General features: G+C 58.0%; 16 protein-coding genes and 2 pseudogenes. 9 read left to right on the forward strand and 9 right to left on the reverse strand.

Features of this window, described 5'->3' with window-relative positions; genetic code table 11:
* Positions 1 to 178: 178 nt before the first annotated feature.
* From E8F11_RS11160 to E8F11_RS11180, 5 genes are all read left to right on the forward strand, one after another.
* Positions 179 to 1,216, forward strand: coding sequence for an AAA family ATPase (locus tag E8F11_RS11160; RefSeq protein WP_280288898.1), 1,038 nt, complete (start codon positions 179 to 181; stop codon positions 1,214 to 1,216).
* A 1-nt stretch (position 1,217) separates the two neighbouring features.
* Positions 1,218 to 1,739 (forward strand): hypothetical protein, encoded by a 522-nt coding sequence (locus tag E8F11_RS11165; protein ID WP_280288899.1) that lies wholly within the window; start codon positions 1,218 to 1,220, stop codon positions 1,737 to 1,739.
* A 390-nt stretch (positions 1,740 to 2,129) separates the two neighbouring features.
* Positions 2,130 to 3,077: an inovirus-type Gp2 protein gene (locus E8F11_RS11170; protein WP_280288900.1), complete on the forward strand. Its 948-nt coding sequence runs from the start codon at positions 2,130 to 2,132 to the stop codon at positions 3,075 to 3,077.
* A 315-nt stretch (positions 3,078 to 3,392) separates the two neighbouring features.
* Positions 3,393 to 3,626: an AlpA family phage regulatory protein gene (locus E8F11_RS11175; RefSeq protein ID WP_280288960.1), complete on the forward strand. Its 234-nt coding sequence runs from the start codon at positions 3,393 to 3,395 to the stop codon at positions 3,624 to 3,626.
* Complete coding sequence (locus E8F11_RS11180; protein WP_280288901.1) at positions 3,623 to 5,053, forward strand: DUF3987 domain-containing protein; 1,431 nt, start codon at positions 3,623 to 3,625, stop codon at positions 5,051 to 5,053. Before E8F11_RS11175 ends, E8F11_RS11180 begins: the two co-directional genes overlap by 4 nt.
* On the opposite strand, the gene E8F11_RS11185 is transcribed toward E8F11_RS11180, so the two are convergent.
* The 9 genes and pseudogenes from E8F11_RS11185 to E8F11_RS11230 all read right to left on the reverse strand — a co-directional run bounded on the left by E8F11_RS11185 (position 5,048) and on the right by E8F11_RS11230 (position 13,164).
* The gene (locus E8F11_RS11185; RefSeq protein WP_280288902.1) at positions 5,048 to 5,731 is read right to left on the reverse strand and encodes a hypothetical protein; all 684 of its coding nucleotides are present in this window, start codon (positions 5,729 to 5,731) and stop codon (positions 5,048 to 5,050) included. The two genes, E8F11_RS11180 and E8F11_RS11185, sit on opposite strands and share 6 nt — an antisense overlap.
* Before the next feature lie 143 nt (positions 5,732 to 5,874).
* Entirely contained in the window at positions 5,875 to 7,263 is a 1,389-nt protein-coding gene (locus tag E8F11_RS11190; protein WP_280288961.1) for a site-specific integrase, read from the reverse strand.
* Between the two features lie 308 nt (positions 7,264 to 7,571).
* Positions 7,572 to 8,213 (reverse strand): annotated as a pseudogene (locus E8F11_RS11195) (site-specific integrase); the annotation flags it as partial.
* Between the two features lie 372 nt (positions 8,214 to 8,585).
* Positions 8,586 to 9,824, reverse strand: a complete 1,239-nt coding sequence (locus tag E8F11_RS11205) for a type II toxin-antitoxin system HipA family toxin (RefSeq protein ID WP_280288903.1) — start codon at positions 9,822 to 9,824, stop codon at positions 8,586 to 8,588.
* Positions 9,821 to 10,117, reverse strand: a complete 297-nt coding sequence (locus tag E8F11_RS11210; protein WP_280288904.1) for a helix-turn-helix transcriptional regulator — start codon at positions 10,115 to 10,117, stop codon at positions 9,821 to 9,823. The genes E8F11_RS11205 and E8F11_RS11210 overlap by 4 nt, the downstream gene beginning before the upstream one ends.
* Positions 10,118 to 10,161: 44 nt before the next feature.
* Positions 10,162 to 10,428: a hypothetical protein gene (locus tag E8F11_RS11215; protein ID WP_280288964.1), complete on the reverse strand. Its 267-nt coding sequence runs from the start codon at positions 10,426 to 10,428 to the stop codon at positions 10,162 to 10,164.
* A gap of 8 nt (positions 10,429 to 10,436) precedes the next feature.
* Positions 10,437 to 10,823: pseudogene (locus E8F11_RS11220) on the reverse strand (TrbG/VirB9 family P-type conjugative transfer protein); the annotation flags it as partial.
* Positions 10,824 to 10,919: 96 nt separating this feature from the next.
* A complete protein-coding gene (gene pobA, locus E8F11_RS11225) occupies positions 10,920 to 12,104 on the reverse strand; it encodes a 4-hydroxybenzoate 3-monooxygenase (RefSeq protein WP_280288905.1) in 1,185 nt (394 codons plus the stop codon).
* A 133-nt stretch (positions 12,105 to 12,237) separates the two neighbouring features.
* Positions 12,238 to 13,164: a helix-turn-helix domain-containing protein gene (locus E8F11_RS11230; protein WP_280288906.1), complete on the reverse strand. Its 927-nt coding sequence runs from the start codon at positions 13,162 to 13,164 to the stop codon at positions 12,238 to 12,240.
* Between the two features lie 353 nt (positions 13,165 to 13,517).
* On the opposite strand from E8F11_RS11230, the gene E8F11_RS11235 reads away from it, so the two are divergent.
* The 4 genes from E8F11_RS11235 (at position 13,518) to E8F11_RS11250 (ending at position 18,065) form a co-directional block, all read left to right on the forward strand.
* Entirely contained in the window at positions 13,518 to 14,351 is an 834-nt protein-coding gene (locus tag E8F11_RS11235) for an SDR family oxidoreductase (RefSeq protein ID WP_280288907.1), read from the forward strand.
* Positions 14,352 to 14,435: 84 nt separating this feature from the next.
* Positions 14,436 to 16,169 carry an FAD-dependent oxidoreductase gene (locus E8F11_RS11240; RefSeq protein WP_280288908.1) on the forward strand — a complete coding sequence of 578 codons (1,734 nt, stop codon included), beginning with the start codon at positions 14,436 to 14,438 and terminating at the stop codon, positions 16,167 to 16,169.
* Position 16,170: 1 nt separating this feature from the next.
* On the forward strand, positions 16,171 to 16,503 hold the full coding sequence (locus E8F11_RS11245; RefSeq protein WP_280288909.1) for an NIPSNAP family protein: 333 nt from the start codon (positions 16,171 to 16,173) through the stop codon (positions 16,501 to 16,503).
* A 203-nt stretch (positions 16,504 to 16,706) separates the two neighbouring features.
* Positions 16,707 to 18,065 (forward strand): aromatic acid/H+ symport family MFS transporter, encoded by a 1,359-nt coding sequence (locus tag E8F11_RS11250; RefSeq protein WP_280288910.1) that lies wholly within the window; start codon positions 16,707 to 16,709, stop codon positions 18,063 to 18,065.
* The last annotated feature ends 2 nt before the right edge of the window (positions 18,066 to 18,067 follow it).

The following is an 18,067-nucleotide window of genomic DNA, read 5'->3' on the forward strand; positions in this document are numbered from 1 at the left end:
TTGGATTGGTAAGTGTGACATACAAGGCCAAACAACAACGCTTAAGCGAGTAAATGGCTTATCGCGGATAGTATCGCCTGACCCCAGGTACGGGGAGGCCGTACTTGAAATTTTAATGCTTCTGTAGAAGGCTTCAGGTGCTGCGTCAGAGCTCCCTGGATATTTGAGGAATAGCACTATGTTGAAAAGCGCCAGCATCCAGAGCTTTGGCCCGCTTCCCAATGCGGAATTTCGTTTCGCGCCAGGCCTGAATGTGGTAGTGGGCGAGAATGGCTGTGGCAAGAGCCAACTACTCAAACTGCTCTACTCACTGCTGAAAGTGCAGGCTGATTCTAGGGAGCTGAGCAAAACGGCATTGCAGAAAAGTTGTGCCGATAAACTAGTGGGTGTCTTTCGTCCTGAGTCACTCGGACGCTTGGTGCAGCGGCTGCAGGGGCAGAGCAAATGCGAGATTGCATTGCGTATGGAGACCTCTGCTCACAACCTTTCCATTAGTTTTGCAACGCGCGCGACCACAGCGGTCCAAGTAGAAAAGTCACCTAAGATTGGCTTGGATAAATCTCCGGTATATCTGCCGACCCGCGAGTTGGTGACTCTATGTCCTTGGTTTGTCCCTCTCTACGATAATTATCACTTGGAATTTGAAGAAAGCTGGCGCGATACAGTTTCTTTGTTGGGAAACCCTACAATTAAGGGCAAACGAGAAGCGACTGTAGCTAGGCTCGTCAAGCCACTAGAAGAGGCCATGGGCGGCAAAGTTGTAGTCGACTCGGCGACTGGTCGCTTTTACTTACAGGTGCCGGGCGAGGGCAAGATGGAGATGCCGCTCGTGGCCGAAGGCCTGCGCAAGATGGCTATGCTAGCCCGCCTCATCAGCACTGGAACGTTGTTGGAGCAAGGTTATTTGTTCTGGGATGAGCCGGAGACCAATCTTAATCCCAAGCTGATAAAAATAATTGCTCTCAGCATTATGAGTCTATGTTCGCAAGGTATTCAGGTGTTCGTCGCTAGTCATTCGCTTTTCCTGCTGCGAGAGTTAGAGATTTTGGCGGAAAAACCCGAGTTCAAAGCGGTTAAGCAGCGCTACTTCTCATTGAAGGCAACGGCGCAAGGGATCGAGCTTGAGCAAGGTGATAGTCCAGATGAAATTCAAACTCTAGTTCTGCTAGATGAAGAGCTGAAGCAGTCCGACCGCTTTATTGGGTTGGAGGGCTAAAATGCCTGTGATTGAACAAGTGATTCAGGAAGGTCGATTGACTTTCCAGTTCCCAAATGGGGCTTTAGCCAGCAAATACGATGAGTGGGCGCATTATCGTAGGCAATTCAACAAAGCTTTCGGGGGTACCAAGGCAGTCGATATCCTTTACTCAGAGGGTAGGATGGCTTGGTTGATTGAGGTTAAGGATTACCGAGAGCATCGCCGTACAAAGACTATTGACTTGGCAGATGAGGTTGCGATCAAGGTGAGAGATACCTTGTCAGGTTTGGTTTCCGCCAAGATTAATGCTAATGATCCTGACGAGCTAAAAGTTGCTAAAGAAATTCTCAAAAGTACTCGGCTGCGTGTCGTTCTACACTTGGAGCAGCCCCAAAAACACTCTAAGTTACGGCCTCGTGCTATTGATCCGGCCGCGGTTTCGCAAAAACTTAGAGGCTTATTAAAGGCTATAGACCCACACCCTTCTGTGGTAGACCAAGACACCCTAAATGCTGAAATGACGTGGACCGTACAAGGGTAGACTGGCCAACTTGTCGTGGCGGGGCCGACCCTTCAGCTCTCCTTCAATCGGCTGAACATTCGCACGATGATGCTCCGCAGTTGGTGCTTAAACAAGCTGGAGGCAGTAGGTGCGCTCAGATAACTCTCTCAGAAGCTTGTTCGGCAATTCTCTCGGCAGACGTGGCAATGTTGCTCCCCATTGCCCTGTCTGGATGGGAGAGTTCGTCTAGGCATATGTTGGTTTTATTTATATAGCCAATAGACAGTATTCAACTATCAATCAATAACCATTCAGTAGGGACTTAACTAGTGCCTACACAGCCCAGGCTACCCAAGCCTGGGGATAGGTCATCGGTTAAAAAGTACACAACCCGTATCTGGTATGTCGTAAACAACCAGGTACACCACCATGACCAAGCGCAACACCTACGAGCACCTGTCCCAGTCCGATCGCGCCATCCAGATCGAACGACTTGTCCAATCCATCGAACGTCACGACACACCCGCATTCAGATTCAGGCAAACACGCTCGGGATTTGAGCGGATCGAGGAGACCAGGCTTTCTCGGTACTTCGACCACATCCTGCAGATGGTCGACCTATTCGATGACCGCTACGAATACCGCTACAGCGAACACCTGCAAGCCTTCTATGAAGCTTGTCAGGACATCGGGTTGGAGCGGAACACTGCCGGTCCTGTCTGTCTGAATGAAGAGAGCACGGCCTACCTTGATCACCATCGCAGCATGAACGTCCTGGTGGCTCGGATTCGGCAGTTGACCCGTGCACCATGGTATCGCCGCAAGAAGAATGATCGCCGTTATCAGGCTCGGCAGCAGGAGGGGAGGGTCACTGATTACGCTGACGCTGTGCTTGATCGTTACTCGCGTACCGTCGTGGTCAGGGTCAATCTTTACTACTACTCGGATGCTCAGGTCAGGCTGCGTGTCGAGCACGTATTCGACGATCTGGACAGGCTAATTGATGAGCGTGAGCGTAACCCGATCTTCGACCACGAGACCGGGTACATCTGCAGCGTCGAGCAGGGCGACGACAGGGGCTACCACATCCATGCCGCCTTCTTCTTCAATGGTGCTGAAGTGCGGGGTGACGTCTATAAGGCCATTCAAATTGGCGAATTGTGGGAGCGTATCACTCGGGGGCAGGGCCACTTCAACAGCTGCAATCACGACAAGGAAAAGTACAAGGATAGGCGGGGTATCGGTGTCATCCTGCGGAACGACCGAAAGATCCGCCCCTATGTTCACGAGGCGATGCGCTACCTGGTCAAGGATGCTCAACAGCTTCGGTTGAAGCCCGAGGGGGCTCGAGGCGTACGAATGGGGATGCTCCCGTAAGGGGCTGTAAGCGTCAGAAGGCAGTTTTACATAGTTGGTGACTGCTACTTCTGCTACTCGTAGCAGAAGTAGCAGCGATCAGCCGGTACCTACCGTGAGCAGATGTGGCTGTTAATTCTTTTGGTTCATGTTTTTAGTTGAAAGTCAATGGGTGTGCTTGGGGGCCTAAGCGTCACCCAAGCACAGCTCCTGCCAAGGGGGAGTCGGTTGCATAGCATTGAAACCGTCAATTGCGATGGATGCCATGCTATGAAAAAGATTGGTGCTGAGTGTACTGAAGGTTCTGTATCCACCTGCGCGGATGGCGAAAGGGTCATGCGCTTAAGGTCGCTGCTTAAGTGCTTAGGAGTGGGGCGGTCCACGGTATATGACCGAATTAACCCGAATTCACCGCGCTATGACGCTTCTTTCCCCAAGCCCATACGGTTGTCTGGTGCTGGCGGGAAAGGAGGCGCTGTCGGTTGGTTAGAGTCGGCTGTGTATCAATGGCTCGCAGCAAGGGTGAATGAAAAGGCTTCGCTCATTGATCGACAGAGGGCCGATCAATGAGCGAAAAATATCATTTTGGTCATCTGCCAAGGACAAATGCTTCGTATCCTCAGCGGATTCCAGGAGAGCTCTTGCGGCGAGCTGTCGATGAGGTGGAGAACAATATTCAGGCGCCAAAATCCCTGATTCTTTTTGGGGCCCTGACTGCTATTAGTGTGGCGACTCAGGGTGTTTTTGATGTGCAAAAGCCAAATGGACAGGTCGTTCCAGTTTCTCTGATGTTGTTGTCAATCGCCGACTCAGGTGAGCGCAAGTCTACAGTAGAGAACGTATTCTTAAATGCTATTCGAGAGTTTCAGTCGGCGCGAGATGCAGAATACCAGGAGGCCTGTGCGAAGTGGGTTGTCGATATGAAGTTGTGGTCGGCTACTGAGCGGAAATTGCTCAAGAGTATAGGGAGGGTCTCGCTAAGTGATTCAGAGCTGGATGGACTTCGTGCCTCTTTGCTAGATCATGAAAAATATAAGCCGGTAAAGCCGCGGCAAATGAAACTGATTTATGGAGATGCCACGCCTGAGTCACTTTTTTATGGTCTTTATAAGGACTTTCCGTCGGCCGGGCTGATTTCGGGGGAAGGGGGGAGTATTCTGAATGGCCCTGCCATGCGGGACATCTATAAGATGAACTCAATATGGGGTGGTGAGGCTATCGATGTTTCTCGAAAGTCTGTCGAGAGTTTTTCGCTTGAGGGGGCAAGACTAACAACCGCGATAATGGTTCAGGATGCTGTTTTTAGAAAATACCTTGATCGATCTGGGTGTGTTTCGAGAGGGTCGGGGTTGTGGGCTAGGTTTTTGGTTTGTCGGCCAAATACAACGCAGGGTAAGCGGTTCATTAAAAATGGGACCCTTTCATGGGTTCACCGAGAGAGCTTTAATGAGCGGTTAAGGCAGTTGCTGCTTCTAAATCTAGATGCGCTCCCCGAGCGTGGGTATGAGCGAAGTGTTATTGAATTCTCGCCAGAAGCTTGTGAACGGTGGCTCGGGGTATTTAATGCCATTGAGGAGGAAATTGCCGAGGGCGGACGCTTCTGTGAGATGCGGGATCACGCCTCTAAGTTGGCTGAAAATATCGCCAGGGTGGCTGCTCTGATTCATATTTTTGAAGGGGAGGGTGAGAAAATTTCGGTGAAAGCCTTGAATTTTGCCATTGATTTATGCCATTGGTGTTCAGATGAGTTTTATTTAATCTTTGTGCCTCCAAATCCGTTGCCAGAAGAGGTGCAGGACGCAATTGAGTTGGATAATTGGTTGGGGCGATTGCGTCGCGAGGGAGCAGAGTGGGTTCCGAAAAATTATATTAGAAAGTATGGGCCTAATAAGCTGCGCCAGAAAATTAGATTGGATCGTGCGCTGGAAGAGCTGTTTCTGGAGCGTAGGATCAGGTTTTTTGAAGTGAATAAAGAGACGCGTATTGAATTCCTATAGGGTCTTTTTGTGCTTGTGAAATGTCTCCTGCGGGATTCCTGATCTTTCGATTTCGTTGATAATGAACGCTGCGGCATCCTCTATTACCTTCCCAAATTCATTGGAGAAAATGAATTCTTCCAAAATAGGTGCGAGGATGCGTGCGGCGCTTGGAATGTCTTTCCATTCGCCGGGTGGAGGGGTTTCTAAAAGCATTGCCAAACGCGTACGAGCTTTTGTTCGGATTCCAGATTTTCCTTGTCCACCGGCTTTCCCTCTCGTCTTGTTCCTTTTCTTTTCTTCAATGGATTTTATGTGAATGTCTAGGGCGCCAATGTGATACGCAGCGTAAGTGGCGAAGTTTGCTGCTTTTTGCTCATCGCCGGAGTTAATTTTTACTAAGGCGTTGTGATAGTAGATTGAAGCGTATGCAAAGTGTATTTTTGTAATTTTTGAATCTCGGGTCTCTGATAGTTTTTGCTCGGTTGTTGGATTTTTCCAGCAGGGCGAAATGTCAGTCCACTTTATTGACTTTTTGCTGCTAAGCTTCTTGAGTTCTTGATTTAGTTTGTAGTTTAGTTCTTTGCTCCAGAGTTTATTTGCTTTTTCGCTAAGGTAATCTCTTATTTCGGTTACTAGCTCGCGGGTGCTGCGGGCTGCAATCTCAATAGGGAGGAGGTAGGGTATTTTTTTTGTCATAATTAGGGTTCTATGGGCTTCTGCTAATACAAGCGAAGGAAATTGGCCTGTTATGTCGTCAGCGGGTGTCGTTTATCTAAAAGGCGCGAACGTAAGTATGTGCCTCCATTGTGTTAATTGGGTGAGGTGATTAATTAAGGGGGCTAAAACCATGCAGGTTGCTGTATTGTTGTTAAGTTACTTGCGGTGCTGCTAGTTGTGAGTGATTGTAGGTAGTCCCCGAGATTATGCCATGCCCCCGCCATTTCCTTCACGTAGCTATGGCGCTGGTAGGTGCGTTTTACTTTATTCTCTTCTGTGTGATTTAGGCAGCGTTCTGCTACTTCGGGGAGCACTCCTAACGCCGTCATGACTGTTGCACCCGTGCGCCTCAGGTCGTGTGGAGTCCATTTTCCGCCAGCAAGGAGGAGGGCCTGTGCTTTGGCGCTACGGTTACTCATTACGTTTTGGCCAGGCAGGCGCTGCCTATCGCCGAGTTGCTTGGTCACGGTCTTCGAGCTGACAGGTCCATTCGCGTCGGTGTTGGGATAGCACCAAGCGGAGTGGCCATTCAGAGCCCTGACTTTTTCGAACTGGCGGATGGCAAACGAAGAAAGCGTCACACTGTGGGACTTTCCATTTTTGCTGTTCTCTGCCGGTATGAGCCAGATACCTTTGGTGAGATCAACGTGCTCCCAGCGAGCGTTGAGCAGTTCGCCTATACGGCAACAGGTAGAGAGGGCAATCCAAATCGCTGCTTCAGTGGACGGTAGCAGACCGGCATGCGGAGAGAGTTCCGCCAGGGAGCGGATCTCGTCATCGCTCAACACCCGGTCGCGCTCGACATCCTTCCCTCCGATCTTGGCTTTGCGGATACTGGCGGTTGGATCGTGCTCTATCAGGTCGCGATCCACTGCAAAGCGGAACATCTGCCGCATCAGGCTGAAGATAAGCTTGGCCATACGGTTGACGCCGCGGGCGAGGAGGGCATCGGTTACTTCAGTGATGTGGCCTTTCTTCACGTCGGCCACGGCCATCTTGCCCAAGAATGGTAGTACGTCCTTTTCAAACATTCGGCGCACCTCAGCGCCTCCATCCTTGCGGTTGATCAGGTCGACCTTGGCCCAGTGTTCGAACAGCTCGGAGACACTTTTCCTCGCGGCCTGCCGGGCTTGTTCTGCTTCTGCGGCGGCTTTTTCTGCGGCGAGGCGCGCTAGATCGGCATCCCGGGCGGCGATGCGTGCCGCCTCCTCAGCTTCAAAATGCTCCCGAATATCCCGAATCCCAGCCTTGTGCAGGCCCGCGAACTCCTTGGCCCGCTGTCCTGCCTCGGCGAGCGTCATGGTGCCTTCCAGGCCGTCGCGGCTGTATGTTCCGATGGGATAGGTGATACGTTCGCTGCTGCTGTTCGTATAGCGGAAATAGAAGAGACGTTCTCCGCTGGGGGTGATGCGGGCGACCAGGCTGCCATGCCCCCAGATGGCGACCTCGCTCAGCCATTTATCACTACTTCCCGGTTTGGCCGTCATTTGACGGTCGGTGATCTTGGCCATGTGGTCAGCTTTTCCGTTGCCAATTGGTTGCCAATTAAGATTCTCTGGTTGCCAATTCGTTGCCAATTGAGATTGGCTTTGTTCGAATCGCATTAGCCTATTTTGGACAGGGAAACGGCTTAAGGCCAGTAAAATCAAGGGGCTCATGCTTTCCGCTTGGAATCGTTTGGACGCAGTTGGATCGGTTCTTACCTGTATGGGGTGCAAGGGGTCGAGTGTTCGAATCACTCCGTCCCGACCATATTCAGAGAAAGGCCGGTTCAGAAATGAACCGGCCTTTTTCGTTTCAGGGACTTTTGCGGGACTCTTCATCCTGTCTTCCTCCTCAGTATTGTGAGCACCGGCCTGCGGGAGTCGGTAACCGATATCTTGTTGGCTTCATCGATCAGTTTTCCCAGCTCTGCCGCCGAGTAATGACTGGTGATGCTGCCGTTCTTTTGCCCCAGAAGAGCTCTCCGGTCTTCTTCCGTAACCCCAGCCACCCGAAGCCTACGGCCGAACTTGTGCTTCAAGTCGTGGATACGGATCGAAGCGAATCCGGCTGGAGCAGGGCGCAAAAACTGTTCCTGGAATTTCTTTGCCGCCCTCACCCTGGCTTTCTTCCAGGCCGAGCCAGGGACGCTTCTGCTTGTCACGCCATTTCCTGGCGCAGAGATTGAGGATGCGTATGACACGCTCCAGGGCGATGTTCACAGTTCGGTAAGAAACCCCGTGCTTCACCTTACCGTCGCTGGTCTTGCTGGTTTCAGACGATCCTTGATGTACGGGGCCAGCGTTTCATCATCGACGTGAGTGACAGGGGTGTCCCCGATATATGTGTCCAACTGCTCCAGATAGATGGCAGTGAGACCTATCGAGGGTTGGTCCTTGTACTCAATCAGATAACGAGTGGCTGCTTCCCGCCAGGTTCGGATCCTGCGTACGCCTTAGATCTTCTGCTCGCGCAGGCGTCCAGTTCCTCTCGATCAAAGCCGATGCCCTGCACCCCAATACGAAACTCCCGGACGTAGGGGCGCACAGTCTTGTTGAACTCGGTGCGGCACATGCCGAGGTAGGCTGGTGCTGCATTGGCTCGGAGTATCCGGGATATGCAAGAGGTCAAGCGGGCAGGGCGTTGCTCGGTTGTTGCGGACATTGCTGTCTTTCTCCTCGTTGCCCTGTTCCTCGTGCAGATGCTGGCTGCTGCCAATTGGACAATCAACGCAAGTGGAGAGGGCCGGGGATGCTCATGGCCTAATTAATACATATCAACTAGTGCAATGAATCGCTCCGGCTTTCCTAGCTCCCCTCCAAGCTATGTCAGCCGCAAATAATCCCCAGCGTTAGCCGAGGCGTTTGCGGATCTCGTCGAAGGCCCGCTGAATCACTTTCTGTTGCTCGGGGTCGATCTCAAGTTCACTGCATAAGGGGGGCCACCCGGAAAGGGCATCGAGGGTCTGCTCGATGTAGAGATCCGGGGTTAGGTAGCGGAAAGGAGCGCAAACCTGTTTCAGCTTCTTGCGAGTGGCCAAGCCGGAACCATTGAACGAGGTTGTGTGCTCATCTGCATATCCTCGAACAGAGGCATAGGTCAGGTCATAAGCTGGGGCCAGCACCCATCGCCCCTGATCGTGCAAGAACGCGAAGTTCTTAGCGTGGTCGTCATGGTTGTGGGTCAAGGCGTTGAACACCATGAGCTTCGCCATGCGCTCGACCTCTGCCGCATGGTTAGTGAAAGCGTTGGTCGCTTTCAATAGATCTGAATAATCCAGCGATGGAGCTTGGTAATCGGCATAGAGAATGCCGCTAGCAGTCATCATGTGGACTTTGCTATTTCCGATCCGATCGAAACGCTCGGCAGAAAAGAAACGCTCGATTCCGGTTGAGGACTTGACTGTGAGCAGATTGCTTGCGGCCATCTTCACCCCGGCACGTTCTGCCAACACCGAGTAGGCATACTCAATGGCTCCGGTGTCACGATGCTCGGTTGGTGCCCGGAATTTTACTAGCCAGTGCTGGTAGCCAGCCGGAAGCCGCTTGAAAGACGTACTGCACTGCGTTCCATCTAGTGATAGGGCAACGACGACCTTGGGGCGGGCACCGGCAGGGGAGCCACCAGCCAGGCGCAGAGCATCAAGGGTGGACGAGGTTTCTCCTTCGTAAACAGCCTGGGACTCCTGATAGAGCTGGACCAGGTCAATATCATCCTCGTCGGTGGTGCGCTCGAGGACTGGGCGATACTCCAATGCACCCATGCCCCTGTCGGCCATGTAAGCCAGCCGGTCGAGCGGGGAAATGTCTCTCCGGTCTTTTCCATGCTTGGCAAGGAAATAACGGTCCATGAGCAGCAAGCCCCAGCCGTCCGGGAGGGAGTCAGCAAACGCCCCTGGTAGGCCAGAGAAAAGGACTGGATCTGCTGCTTTCTGTGGTTGGGTAGTGAAGTCCATGTTTAGGGGCGACAGGTTGAAGCCTTGCGTCACCCACTGCGGGTGATAGGCAAAGTAGATGCCCTGTCGGCTAGCGACCAGCTCCCCGACAGGTATGCCCGCTAGCAGTACTTCTACGGTGTTGATCGATTTCATTGGCGTCCCCGGGTACGTCCTGCCTGCTTGATTTCTTCAAGCGATACGGGGCGCTCATGCTTGAACAGTTCAGCGAGTTGGCGTGTGGCGCCAAGTGCCGTGGCGATGAGCACCAGGGCATCGAGAGTGATCTGCCCATTCGATTCGAACCGCTTGATTGTCGACTCGGAAACACCCGCCATCTGTGCCAAGGACTTGCGGGAGAGGTTCTGTGCGAGTCGCGCGTCCCGGGCGTTGGCACCGATCTTCTGGGCTAGTTCGCCGGGGGCGAGCAGGGCATGGGTAAGGGCCAAGGTAAACCCTCTTATAACGGTTCATTTTTGAGCCATTGTACGCCTTAAAGCAGTATAGTGGTCCATATATGATCCGCTAAATCTATGGTGAGGATTTGAGCCACGCCAGGGTCAGAATAGTGCGAGCAGGCCTCGATAGGGGCTGATTTCGAGCCAGGTGGCGTGGCTGAGTCGTCCTGGAAAGCCCGTAGCGTCCAGACCACCCACAAGTCCTTTTCCAGCAGGTGAGCAGGGCGGCCCGTCTGGGCAGCGGCAAACTGAAGTGCTTCACGCTGATCCTGTTCCGATAACTCGAAGAACTGCTCAGGCATGCCGCCTCCTTCGCGGCCGTAGCACGGCGTTGCAGGGCGAGCATGCGATCCTTGGGGGAGTCCCAGGACACCGAGGCCATCCAGGCTTGCTCGGTGGAGGTGAGTTCGATCAGGTAGGTGCGCCGCGTGGTGGTGATGACCAGATTGGTCTTGAGGTCGACCCGTGTTGGCTAGATCAGCACGCTGACACGCAGTTCGTCTCCACTACCGCTGGAGGTGTCGCCCACAATCCAGCGCACGGTATCGCCGGCGGCCACCGTGACCAGCTCCTCGCCAGCCTGCAGGTTGATTGCCGTCACCCGCCCCGGGCTGGTGTACACCTGGTACAAGGCTCCGTCGGAGTAGGGCCACACCTGTATGGCATTGATGTAGCCCTGGCACGCGCTAATTGGCGCGAACGGCGAAGCGGGCATCGGGAAATTTTGGCATCGCGACGCGCGCCTCGCCCGACGATAGAACAGGGGTTCGCTCCACCGCAAATACCCGCTCGGTCAGTCGATCGCCTCGTAGGGCAGACCGACATAGTTCTCGGCAATCGTCTTGCGCCCGGCCAGCGAGCCGACGTAGTAGTCCAGCTCGGTGCGCTGCATGCGCTGGCTGAACGCATCGGTATCGGGGAAGCGGTGCAGCAGCGAGGTCATCCACCAGGAGAAGCGCTCGGCCTTCCAGATCCGCCGCAGGCAGATTTCCGAGTATTTCTCCAGCAGCTCGCTGCGGCCTTCGGCATAGACCTTGACCAGGATGCGGTACAGCGTGTTGACGTCGCTGGCCGCCAGGTTCAGGCCCTTGGCGCCGGTCGGCGGGACGATATGCGCGGCGTCGCCGACCAGAAACAGGCGGCCGTAATGCATCGGCTCGACCACGAAGCTGCGCAGCGGAGCGATGCTCTTTTCGATCGACGGGCCAGTGACCAGCTTGGCCGCGGTCTGCTCCGGCAGGCGGCTTTTCAGCTCGTTCCAGAAGCGCTCGTCGGACCAGTCCTCGACCTTTTCCTCGGCCGCCACCTGCACGTAGTAACGGGTGCGGGTCGGCGAGCGCATGCTGCACAGGGCGAAGCCGCGTTCGTGGTTGGCGTAGATCAGTTCGTCGCTCACCGGCGGCGTATCGGCTAGGATGCCAAGCCAACCGAACGGGTAGACCCGCTCATACTCCTTGAGCACCTCACGGGGAATGGATTGGCGCGACACGCCGTGGAAGCCGTCGCAGCCGGCGATGTAGTCGCAATCCAGGCGGAACTGCTCGCCGTCCTGCTCGAAAGTGACGTAGGGCGCATCGCCCTTCAGGTCGTGCGGCTGCACTTCGCCGGCCGCGTAGAAGGTCCGCGCGCCGCTGGCTTCACGGGCTGCCATCAGGTCGCGGGTGACCTCGGTCTGGCCGTAGATCATTACCGTCTTGCCGTCGGTGAGTTCCTTCAGGTCGATATATTCCTGGCGGCCGTCGAAGGCCAGCTCGAAGCCGTCATGCACCAGGCCTTCGCGGTCCATGCGCTCGCTGACGCCGGCCTCGCGCAGCAGTTCGACCATGCCCTGTTCGAGCACGCCGGCGCGGATCCGGCCGAGCACGTAGTCGGCGCTCTGGCGCTCGACGATGACGTTGTCGATTCCGGCCTTGTGCAGCAGCTGGCCGAGCAGCAGACCGGCAGGGCCGGCCCCGATAATGGCGACTTGGGTCTTCATTGTTGTTGTCCTCGTGCATCGGGCCTAGGGAAAGCTCAAGGCCCTGTGAGCCTGAATTCTCGGCCGGAACGGTGCACGGGATAAATGCAGAAAACCTTCAAAGCGTTGGACGATTTGCTCATCCAGGCCTTGTCTAACCTTCGCTCGCCACGTTTCCAACAGCCTGGCCGGCGGCAGGCTGTTCGCGCCGCGATGCCTCGCGAAACTCGCTCGGACTCAGCTCGCTGTTCTTGCGGAAGAAACGGCTGAAGTAGCCAACATCGGAGAAGCCGAGGTCATGGGCGACCTCCTTGATGCTCAGGCTCGAGTAGGCCAGTTCGCGCTTGGCTTCCAGCATCAGGCGGGCGTTGATTACCGCCATTGGCGTCATGCCCAACTGCTCCTGGCACAGGCGGCCGAGGGTGGCGACGGTGACGCCGAGGTCGCTGGCGTAGTCCTTGACCGGGCGGTGTTGGCGGTAGTCGCTGTCGACCAACTCGCGGAACGCCTTGACCTGCTGGCTGCGCCGGCTGATCGCGGCCACCGGCTGCTCGGCGTCCGGCCCGGCGAAGCGGAAGATGTGGATCAGCAATGCCATCAACAGTCCTATGCTGCAGGCCTGATGGTCGCGCTCGCGGCTGAAATACTCCTCGCGCAATTGCTGGCACAGCGGCAGCAACGGGTCGTCGGCGCCGCTCCAGCGCGGCAGAGGGATCACTTGGGGCCTCTGCAGTAACGGCAGCAGGTTCGGCGCTAGGGTGCGGGCGATGCTTTCCAGCGGCGGTTGCACGGCGGTGATCACCAGGCCCTCGACCCGCCCGGCCCAGTTGAAGCCATGCACGATCTGCGCGGGAATGACGATCGCGCAGGGCGCCTGCGCCTGCACCCGCGCGCTGTCCATCAGCACCTCGCCGGCGCCCTGTTGGACATAGAGGATCTGCAGCAGGCCGTCGTGGCGGTGCGCGGAAATCTCCCAGTTGTAGGCGCCGGAACGCGCCGAGATCGACTCGACGTGCAGCGCTTCGTGCCACACCGGCTGCGGGGTTTCGCCATAGAGATCGTAGTTGGGGATCTTGCTCATTATTGTGCTGGTCTGCAGGCGAGATGGTTTTTTACCATAGCGAAGATTTCCACCTCCCGGAAACCCGCCCGCCGGATGCATAAGTTGGGTTGCGCACAGCGCTACCCAACGACGCCGGAAGGCTGGGTATCGCTGCGCTCAAGCCATCCTCCAAAGCCTCGCGTTCACGCGCTCGTGCGAGCCTTTATCGGCTTGCGCAAGGGTTTGGACATTTTGTTGAAAATGTCTGGCTGCTTGCGGTTTTTGTCCATTCTGCGCCCGAGGCTACCGGCCATAAGCTGGATTCCAGGCGCGGGGCTGCCGAATCTCCCCGCCGCCACTCGCTTTTCGTGCCTGGCTTGCTGGAGATAACAATGACCAATTCCCAAGCGCAAAACCCCTGGCTCGGTCTCCACGACGCCGTGTGCGTCGTTACCGGCGCTGCTGGCGGCATCGGTGCCGAGATCGCCACTTCCCTGGTGCAGCAAGGGGCTCGCGTGGTGTTGCTGGACCGTGAGCTGGACAAATGCCGTGACCTGGCTGGCGTCCTTTCCCAACTGGCCGGCCACGAGGTGCCCGCCATCGGCTGTGATATCGCCGACCCGGTCAGCGTTCAGGACGCCGCCGCGCAGGTCGAGGCGCGGTATGGCCGCTGCGATGTGCTGGTGAACAATGCCAGCGTGCTGCGCCCTGCCGCCTTGGAGGAGGTCACCCTGGAGCAGTGGAATCAGGTGCTCTCGGTCAACCTCAACGGCTACCTGCTCTGCGCCCAGGCCTTCGGTCGCTCGATGCTGGCGCGTGGTGCCGGGCGCATCGTGCATGTCGCGTCCATCGCTGCCCACTATCCGCAGACCTGGAGCGGTGCCTACAGCGCGGCCAAGTCAGCGGTGAGCATGCTCTCGCGGCAGCTGGCGGCGGAGTGGGGCGCCCGGGGCGTGCGCAGCAATGCCATCTGCCCCGGCCTGATCCGCACGCCACTGTCGGCGGCCTTTTATGCCGATGCCCGTGTCGAGCAGGCGCGCAAGGCGATGACCGCCAACCGTCGCATCGGCGAGCCGGCGGACATCGCCAACGCCGTGCTCTTTCTCGCCAGCCCGCGCTCGGACTACGTCAACGGCGCCGAGATCACGGTCGATGGCGGCCTGGAGTCCATGCTGATGGCACTGATCCCGCGGCCCGGCTACGAATCGCCCGTCAGCCAGGGCTGATCCGCCCCCCATTCACCGCCCGAGAGCCTATGCCTGCCTGATGCCGGGCGGGCGGCTTTCGGCCCGAATTTCGAGAGTCAGCCCATGAACCAACAGACAGCCAACCGAATACAGTGCGATGTGCTGGTGATAGGCGCCGGCGCCGGCGGCCTGTCCACCGCTATCACGGCCAGGAAACAGGGCCTGGAAGTGGTGGTCATCGAGAAGGACACCGTCTTCGGCGGCACCACGGCCTTTTCCGGCGGCGTGCTGTGGATTCCCGGTAATCGCCACGCCCGTGCCAACGGCATTGCGGACAGTCGCGAAGCCGCGCGCGCCTACCTGGAGAACGAGACCGGCAGTTTCTTCGACGCCGAGGCGGTGGACGCCTTCCTCGACGCCGGCCCGGAGATGGTGGACTTCTTCGAGCGCGAGACCGAGGTGAAATTCGTTCCAACCCTCTACCCGGACTACCACCCGCATATCGCCGGGGGCGTCGACACCGGACGCTCCATCCTCGCCGCCCCTTTCGACATTCGCCGCCTGGGCAAGGACATGGCGCGCCTGCGCCCGCCGCTGAAGACCATCACCTTCATCGGCATGATGTTCAACTCGTCCAACGCCGACCTGAAACACTTCTTCAATGCAACCCGTTCGCTGAAGTCCTTCGTCTACGTGGCCCGGCGCCTGGCTACCCATCTGAAGGAGCTGCTGCTGTACCGTCGTGGCATTCAGGTCACCAGCGGCAACGCCCTGGCGGCCCGCCTGGCGAAATCGGCGCTGGACCTCGGCATCCCGATCCACACCGGCACCGGCGCCCGTGAGCTGCTGCTGGAGAACGGCCGGGTACGCGGGGCCATCGCCGCCGCTGCCGGCGAGGCGCTCCGCATCGAGGCGCGGCGGGGCGTGGTGCTGGCCTGCGGTGGCTTCTCCCATGACCTGAAGCGCATCCGCGAGGCCTATCCCCATCTGCGCCGTGGCGGCGAGCACTTCTCGCCGGTGCCGGCGGGCAATACCGGCGACGGCCTGCGCATGGCCGAGGCGGCGGGTGGCCAGGTGGATATCCGCTATCCCGAGGCAGCGGCCTGGATGCCGGTGTCCAGGGTGCCCATTGGCGGCGGCCACACCGCCTTCCCGCACCTGCTGGACCGCTATAAACCGGGAGTGATCGGCGTGTTGCGCAATGGCCGTCGCTTCACCAACGAGTCCAACTCCTACCACGATGTCGGCGCGGCCATGATCCAGGCCTGTGCGGGCGAGCAGGAAACCGCCATGTGGCTGATCTGTGACAGCCGCACCATCGCCAAGTACGGCCTGGGATATGCCAAGCCGGCGCCGATACCGCTGGCGCCCCTGGTACGCAACGGCTACCTCGTCAAAGGCCGGACTCTGGCGGAACTGGCGCAGCGCGCCGGCCTGGATGCCGCCGAACTGGAGCGCACCGTGCGCGAGTACAACCAGGGTGCGGGGCAGGGCGAGGATCGTCAGTTCGGTCGCGGCAGTACCTCATTCAACCGCTACCTGGCCGATCCGGAGCACCGCCCCAATCCCTGTGTGGCACCGGTCAGTGAAGGCCCCTTCTACGCCCTGAAGGTGGTGATGGGGGATCTCGGTACCTTCGACGGCATTCGCACCAGTGTCCAGGGCGAAGTGCTGGATGCCAGCGGCCAGGCCATTCCCGGCCTCTATTCGGTGGGCAACGACCGCGCCAGCGTGATGGGCGGCAATTACCCCGGCGCCGGCATCACCCTGGGGCCGATCATGACCTTCGGTTACCTCACCGGCCGCCACCTGGCCGGCGTCACCACCGCCAGGGCCAAGCGCCAGGAGGTGGCCTGAGATGAACCACAAGCCGATCGTCGACCATCGCATCTACACCATCAAGCCACGCGGCATGGCCGAGTTCCTCGAGGTGTTCGACCGCCTGGCGATGCCGCTGCTGCTCAAGCACCTGGGCGCGCCGCTGGCGTTCTACACCAGCAGCATCGGGCCGCTGAACCAGGTGGTGCATCTATGGGGCTACGACAGCCTGGATGACTTCGAGAAACGCAGCTCCGCGCGCGACAGCGACCCCGATTTCAACGAGTACCTGCAGGCCTCCAAGCACCTGATCGTTGCCCAGGAGACGCGGATCATCAAACCGGTGCGGTTCAGGGCGCTGGAGGGGCGCTGAGGCCTTCGTTATCCCCGCTCGTTCCTTGTTAAAGAGTGGGAGAGGGGACTGATCCGTGTGACAGCTCTTCGTACAAGGAGACATCACATTCCCCCGCCTGCCTTCGGGGAGGCATGTAAGGCAACACCTGGCCATCAGGCCATCGCTTCGAAAACAAGAAAGCGGCCGCCCACGTTGGCGACCCACATTGAGAGGTGACTGCTGTGAACAAAACGCAAATGCTGGACGTGCGTGAACTGATCGATAGCCGGCCGCTCGGCGGCTATCAGAAGTGGATCATCTTCCTCGGCTTCCTGATCATCGCCCTCGACGGTTTCGATGTGGCGATCATGGGCTTCATCGCCCCGCAGCTGAAGATGGACTGGGGCCTCAGCCCGCAGGCGCTGGGCCCGGTGCTGAGTGCCGCGCTGATCGGTTTGGCGGTCGGCGCATTGGTCGCCGGCCCCTTGGCCGACCGCTACGGGCGCAAGATAGTGCTGGTCTGCAGCGTGTTCTTCTTCGGCCTGTGGACGCTGGCCACGGCATTTTCCACCGATGTCAGCATGCTGGTCGCCTTGCGTTTCCTCACCGGCCTCGGCCTCGGTGCGGCGATGCCCAACGCCAGCACCCTGGTGTCGGAGTACGCGCCAGAGCGCAGCCGTTCGTTCCTGATCACCGTGGCCTTCTGCGGCTTCTCCCTGGGCGCCGCCGGCGGCGGCTTTCTCTCGGCGTGGATGATCCCCAACCTCGGCTGGCACAGCGTGCTGGTGCTCGGTGGCGTGCTGCCGCTGATCGTCGCGCCGATCCTGTTGTTCAAGTTGCCAGAGTCGGTGAGGTTCCTAGTGGCGAAGAACGCGCCGGCCGAACGGGTGTGGAGCATCATCGAGCGCCTGGCGCCCGGCAGCACCAACGCCAACACCACCTTCATGCTGCCCGAAGCGCCGGCGGTCAACCGCAGTCCCGCGCAGATCGTGCTGTCGCCGCGCTATCGCTTCGGCACCCTGATGCTGTGGACCGGCTATTTCCTCTCGCTGTTCCTGGTCTACCTGTTCAGCAGCTGGCTGCCGACCTTGGTCAAGGAGGGCGGCGGCTACAGCGTCGCCGACGCCGCCATCGTCACCTCGATGTTCCAGATCGGCGGGCCGGTCGGTGCGCTGAGCGTGGGCTGGGCGATGGACCGCTGGAGCCGCTATCGGGTGATCATGCTGACCTTCCTGCTCGGCGGCGCGGTGATCTTCGCCATCGGCCACGTCACCCACGAGTTCGTCCTGCTCTGCGCCGTCGCCTGGGCGGTGGGCTTCTGTCTCAACGGCTCCAGCGTCGGCATGAACGCGCTGGCCGCCTGCTTCTACCCGACCGAGGCGCGCGCCACCGGCGCCAGCTGGATGAGTGGAGTGGGCCGCTTCGGCGCCATCCTCAGCGCCTTCGCCGGTGCGCAGATGATGACGCTGGGCTGGTCGTTCGAGCAGATCTTCGCCGCCCTGGTGATCCCAGCCGGCCTGGCCGCGCTGGCGATCTACACCCAGGGTCGCCAGCACGCGCGCAGATCCCAACTGCAGGCGCTGCAGGTGTCGGCGCTCTGATT

This window comes from Pseudomonas sp. BN417, assembly GCF_029871205.1.
Taxonomy (GTDB): Bacteria; Pseudomonadota; Gammaproteobacteria; order Pseudomonadales; family Pseudomonadaceae; genus Metapseudomonas.